6 protein-coding genes are annotated in these 5,737 nt (G+C 32.3%); 5 read left to right on the top strand and 1 reads right to left on the bottom strand.

What is annotated here, in order from left to right; all coding sequences use genetic code 11:
- The coding region (locus CN514_RS15040) for a GNAT family N-acetyltransferase (RefSeq protein ID WP_141529391.1) at positions 1-470 on the top strand (470 nt) is incomplete at its 5' end.
- An 80-nt stretch (positions 471-550) separates the two neighbouring features.
- Here the strand turns inward: CN514_RS15040 and CN514_RS15035 are convergent.
- Positions 551-1,945: an aminotransferase-like domain-containing protein gene (locus CN514_RS15035; RefSeq protein ID WP_098233285.1), complete on the bottom strand. Its 1,395-nt coding sequence runs from the start codon at positions 1,943-1,945 to the stop codon at positions 551-553.
- A gap of 218 nt (positions 1,946-2,163) precedes the next feature.
- Between CN514_RS15035 and azlC the strand changes: the two genes are divergently transcribed.
- From azlC to CN514_RS15015, 4 genes are all read left to right on the top strand, one after another.
- Positions 2,164-2,883, top strand: a complete 720-nt coding sequence (gene azlC / locus CN514_RS15030; protein WP_098233284.1) for an azaleucine resistance protein AzlC — start codon at positions 2,164-2,166, stop codon at positions 2,881-2,883.
- Complete coding sequence (locus CN514_RS15025; protein WP_098233283.1) at positions 2,880-3,212, top strand: branched-chain amino acid transporter permease; 333 nt, start codon at positions 2,880-2,882, stop codon at positions 3,210-3,212. Before azlC ends, CN514_RS15025 begins: the two co-directional genes overlap by 4 nt.
- Positions 3,213-3,230: 18 nt before the next feature.
- A complete protein-coding gene (locus CN514_RS15020; RefSeq protein ID WP_098233282.1) occupies positions 3,231-4,979 on the top strand; it encodes an adenine deaminase C-terminal domain-containing protein in 1,749 nt (582 codons plus the stop codon).
- 207 nt (positions 4,980-5,186) lie between these two features.
- The coding region (locus tag CN514_RS15015) for a Ger(x)C family spore germination protein (protein WP_483295015.1) at positions 5,187-5,737 on the top strand (551 nt) is incomplete at its 3' end.

Here is a 5,737-nt window from a genome sequence, read left to right as displayed (position 1 = left end):
ATTTAACACTTATGAATCATCAAGATTTTCAGAGGTTCCTAGAAATAGCAACTGTGAATTTTGCCAATGATAAAGTGAAAAATGGAAGTTGGAAAGTAGAAACAGCTTTAGAACAATCTAAGGCAGCTTTTCAATCTTTATTGCCAGAAGGTGAAAATACTAAAAATAACTATTTGAAAAACATCGTTATAAAAGAAGAAACGATTGGTTATATATGGTATTCTATTAATAAAAAACAAGAGCCAAATTATGCTTATTTATATGAAATACTTATTTATCCAGAGTATAGAGGTCAGGGATACGGTAAAGAAGCGATGAGTATGTGTATAAAAGAAATTAATGAATTAGGAGTAGATGACGTATGTCTACACGTTTTTGGTCATAATCAGGGGGCATTGAATCTCTATCAACAACTTGGATTTGAGATTACTGATTATAACTTAAAGGTTAGTTCTTCTCGTTTTAAATAAAATTAAAAGAATAAATTAATAGTTTGAAAGGAGCTGATCGCCATACAGCTCCTTTTTTTCAAATGTTGTACTGGAATTATTTAAATCTGTTTGTCGAGATATTGAGATAGAATTTTCAAACCAGTATCTAAATCTTCTAAAGATTGGGTAGAAGAAAGTGCAATACGTAAATACTTTTCAGAAGAAGATTGTCCACTTAGAAAACGATCAGAATGAAATACACGTACACCTAGTTTTTTCAAATCTGCCTCTAAGTTTACCCCGTTACTATGACTATGAATTGGAAGCCAACGGTAGAAACTAAGCGGATGACCAATCTTATTTACAGGGAAATAGGATGAATAAATATCGTTTACATTTTCAGCTAATTGTTTCTTTTGTTGAACGATTTCATGCGCTTTACCTGATAAGATCAGCTCAGTAATTACCTCTACATCAAGTGATGATGTTTTTACGTTAAGATTAAAAATAGCCTTCAAAATTTTTTCGCGTAGTGAATCACCAAACACCATGAAAGCAACTCTTAATCCAGAACAGATGGACTTTGATGTACCACAAATATATACGCTTTGTTCTGGAAGTAGGTTATACATCGGTTGTTTGTAATCAGAAATTACTCCCGCAGTTATAAATGCATGTATATCATCTTCGATTAAAATTAAACGATGCTTCCTTATTACCGACGCTAGTTCATGTTTTCGCAAGTCAGTAATCATGATAGTGGTTGGGTTACTACAAGAGGGCATTAGGAATATGCCATGTATATTTAATTGGCTACATTGCTTTTCAAGTTCATCTGGCAACATTCCAAATTTGTCGGAATGAATAGGAATTAATTGAATGTGAAGCGTTTTTGCTAATTCTATAAAATTTGAAAAAGTGTAAAAGTCTGTTGCAATACGATTACCTGGCTCAAATAAACTTGCTAAAGCAATGACCAAAGCGTTTTGAGTACCAGATACAATCGCTAAATGATCTTGAGCAGCTTTAATACCGAAAGCTTCCATCCAGTTTAGAGCAGCTGCCTTGTGATGTGGGATTCCGGTAGGATCATTATAATTTAATAATTGATCTAAATAACTTTTACTGACTACTTTCTGGATTGCTTCAGACACAATACTATTCGTTTGTTCAAAAGAAGCCACAAAGCCAAGATCAATACTATTTGCTGTTTTATCTGTTGAAATCGTGATTGAATGGGCTGCATTTGGAGCAACAAAAGTTCCACTTCCTGTAATCGCATAGATTAAACCTTTTACTTCACATATTTTGTAGGCACGAGTGATTGTCGTAAAGTTTAAGTCAAGAAAATCAGCTAATTCTCGTTGCGGTGGTAACTTTGTACCTGGTGCTAGAAAGCCATTTATAATATCTTGTTCAAGTTGTAAGGCAATGGAATTATAAAAAGGACGTTTTAAAGTCTTCCTGTCCGGTTTCCAAGACATTGGGTAATTTTCAAATGAATTTACTGGCATATAGCACCTCTACTGTTTAATTCCATACAATTATATCATTTTTGTATGGAAATCTAAAAATATTAACTGATTCATAATTGTGTAGATAGTAAGTAAACATTCTTTAAATTGTACTTGATTTAATTTTTAGAAAATTGTAATCCATACAATTATTTCATTTTTTGTATGGATTCTGTATGGTAAATTATAATAAATTTAACGATACAGGATGTGAATTTATGAAAAAGGGAAACAAATTATGGATGGCATTTCGATTTGCTTTTCCACACACAATACCTATTTTTGCAGGATTTTTATTTTTAGGGATAGCATATGGGATTTTTATGAACTCTTTAGGATTCAGTGCCATTTATCCGATTTTGATGGGGCTAACAATTTTTGCTGGTTCTATGGAATTTATTGCAGCAAACTTATTATTGATGGGTTTTAATCCAATTAACGCACTGTTACTAACTTTAATGGTGAATGCGCGACATTTATTTTATGGAATCTCAATGTTAGATAAATATAAAGGCACTGGTAAGAAAAAAATCTATCTAATTTTCGGTCTATGTGATGAGACTTTTTCGATAAATTATACCGCTGATATACCGAATGGCGTGGATAAGAGTTGGTTTATGTTTTTTGTTACATTTCTTAATCATTTGTATTGGGTAATTGGCGCATCAATTGGAGGGATTTTTGGATCACTTGTAAAATTTAATACTAAAGGGCTTGAATTCGTCATGACTGCCCTTTTTGTTGTTATATTCATTGAGCAGTGGAAAAAAGAGACAAAACACATTAGTGCAATAACAGGGGTTAGTCTTTCAACCATTTGCCTTATTATTTTTGGAGGAAATAACTTCATTATTCCTGCGATGCTTTCAATTCTTATTACACTTAGTGTGCTTAGAAAACCATCTAAACCATCTAAGAAAGTTGAGGTATCAGTATGACGATGAATATAACACAGCAAATTATCACAGTATCAATGGTTGTTTTAGGTACAATGCTTACAAGATTTCTTCCATTTATCATTTTTCCACCGGGGAAAGCTACACCGAAGTATGTACAGTATCTAGGTAAAGTCCTACCGTCTGCAGTAATTGGACTATTAGTCATTTATTGTTTTAAAAATGTAAATATACTTTCTGGTACTCACGGTATTCCAGAGTTTATTTCGGTATTTATTGTTGCGATTCTACATTTATGGAAGAGAATGATGCTTCTTTCGATAGCGGGAGGTACGATTGTTTATATGATTCTTGTGCAATTAGTTTTTTAAAGAAATAGGAGTGAAATAATGAAAAATTATAGATGGAGTAATGAACAAATTAGAAACCAAGTAAATGTTCTGGATGGAGACATTAATCCGCATATCATTTTAAAAAATGCAACGTATTTAAATTCATATTTGAATCAATGGATCCATGCAAATATTTGGGTTTACCAGGATCGGATTGTTTATGTTGGAGAAGCTCTTCCGGAAAACTTGAATGAAATTGAAGTGGTAGATTGTGAAGGGCAGTACATAGTACCAGGTTATATTGAACCTCATGCTCATCCATATCAACTCTATAATCCTCTTACTTTAGCAAAGCACGCTGGACAATTCGGTACAACAACATTAATAAACGATAATCTAAAATTATTCTTAGAATTGCCTAGTCATACTGCTTTTGAATTATTGAATGATTTTAAAAATATCCCATCAAGCATGTATTGGTGGTGTCGTTTCGACGCACAAACTGAATTTCCGAATAATGATGAGCTATTTAACTCAGAAGATGTTATGTCTTGGCTCGAAAATGAATTAGTATTACAAGGTGGAGAACTAACTGCGTGGCCAAAGCTACTAAACGGTGACAACCAAATGCTTACCTGGATACAGGAGACAAAGAAATTAAATAAGAAGGTGGAAGGGCATTTTCCTGGAGCTTCAGAACGCACTTTAGCTAAGTTAATGTTATTAGGTGCAGATTGTGATCATGAAGCAATGACAGGAAAAGAAGTACTTTCGCGTTTAATACAGGGCTATATGGTTTCATTAAGACATTCTTCGATACGACCTGATTTAGAAGTGCTTCTAAAGGAAATGAAAGAGCTCGGCATTCAAAAATTTGATAGATTTTTCTTTACGACTGACGGTTCACATCCTTATTTTTATGAAAAAGGAATGACTGATGAATTAATCAAAATAGCAATCCGTCACGAAATACCGTTAATTGAAGCATATAATATGGCAAGTTATAATGTAGCTTGCTATTATAATATGGAACATTTACATGGTTCAATCGCCACAGGAAGAATTGCAAATATTAATCTACTAGAAAGTAAAGAAAACCCAACACCACTAAGTGTTTTAGCAAAAGGTAAATGGATCAAGAAAGATGGGAACCTTATTAATCAATATTTGCCGATCGATTGGGAGAAATATCAATTTTCTAAACTAAATTTAAAGTGGACTTTACATAAAGAGGATCTGAGTCTTTCAACCTCAAATGGTATAAACTTAATAAATAATGTCATTACAAAACCATATGAAAGTATGATTGATTTAGAATGTGATGAATTATCATACGAACATGATGAATGTTTTCTTTTAATGGTTGGAAGAGATGGTTCTTGGAAATTAAACACACTAGTGAAAGGATTTGCTCAACACATGGGTGGATTTGCAAGTTCCTATTCTGGTACTGGAGACATTTTAATTTTAGGTAAAAGAAAATCCGATATGTTGAAAGCTTTTGAAAGATTGAAAGAGTTAGGTGGTGGGATGGTACTAGTTGAAGAGAACAAAGTTGTCCACGAAATATCTTTAGCTTTAAAAGGTAGCATGTCTGAATTAGACATGAACAGTTTAATTCAAATTGAGAAAAAAATGATCGAGTTATTAAAAGAAAAAGGATATAAATACGACGATCCTGCTTTTACGCTATTATTCTTTTCGGCAACCCATTTACCATTTATTCGTTTAACTCCAAGTGGATTGTATGATGTGAAAAATAAAGAAATTCTAGTTGCTCCAATAAAAAGGGAAACTTCACATTAAGAGATTTAAGATTGAATAAATTGTAAATCTTAATAAAAAAACATAAAATATATAGCTTTATCTTAGGCATGGATCCGAAAATTAATCTGATTCCTGCTTTTTTATTTGCAAAATGCTACCTGGTATTTATCTGTAAAGAAGCTAAAGAAAAAACTGAACAATTTAAAGTTAAAAATTTATCAATGAGAGAAGCTAGAGATATTATAGATTCAAGAGCAACCAGGCATCACAGCAGGTGGAAAGGTTCAAACTGTATTAATCGGTAGAAAAGTCATTGAACAAAAAAACTGGTTTTCTTTATTAGATTTATTTTACCGGGATCCAAAGATGCGCCTTAACGCTGATATAGTATTTGTTAACGGTTCTGTTTCAGATATTATTGAATTTAGTCCGAAAAATAAACCAAGATTATCAATATTTATTGCACAGTTAATAAAAACAGCAAATTATAGAAACGTCTCTGTGCGAACTACATTGGCGAAATATTACAAATTAAATTGTGAAAAAGGTATTACTCCTTATGCACCTGAATTAGCTTTAAAAGATAACGTTTTAGAAGTCAGTGGAACTACATTATTAAACGCTCAAAACGAATACCGAAGGACTCTATCATTAAAGGAAACATTGCTATTAAAAATATTACAGGATAAAAATGATGGACAATTATCTATGTGGTTAAAGGCGAAACAGCAAAATAAAAATGAACATACAATATCCAATAGCAAAATCAGTTTTTACATTAATGATATTAAAAGGAG

Source organism: Bacillus sp. AFS001701, from assembly GCF_002559405.1.
Lineage (GTDB): Bacteria > Bacillota > Bacilli > Bacillales > Bacillaceae_G > Gottfriedia.
The sequence above is the reverse complement of the archived record's forward strand: the minus strand, read 5'-3'. Positions and strand labels throughout refer to the sequence as shown.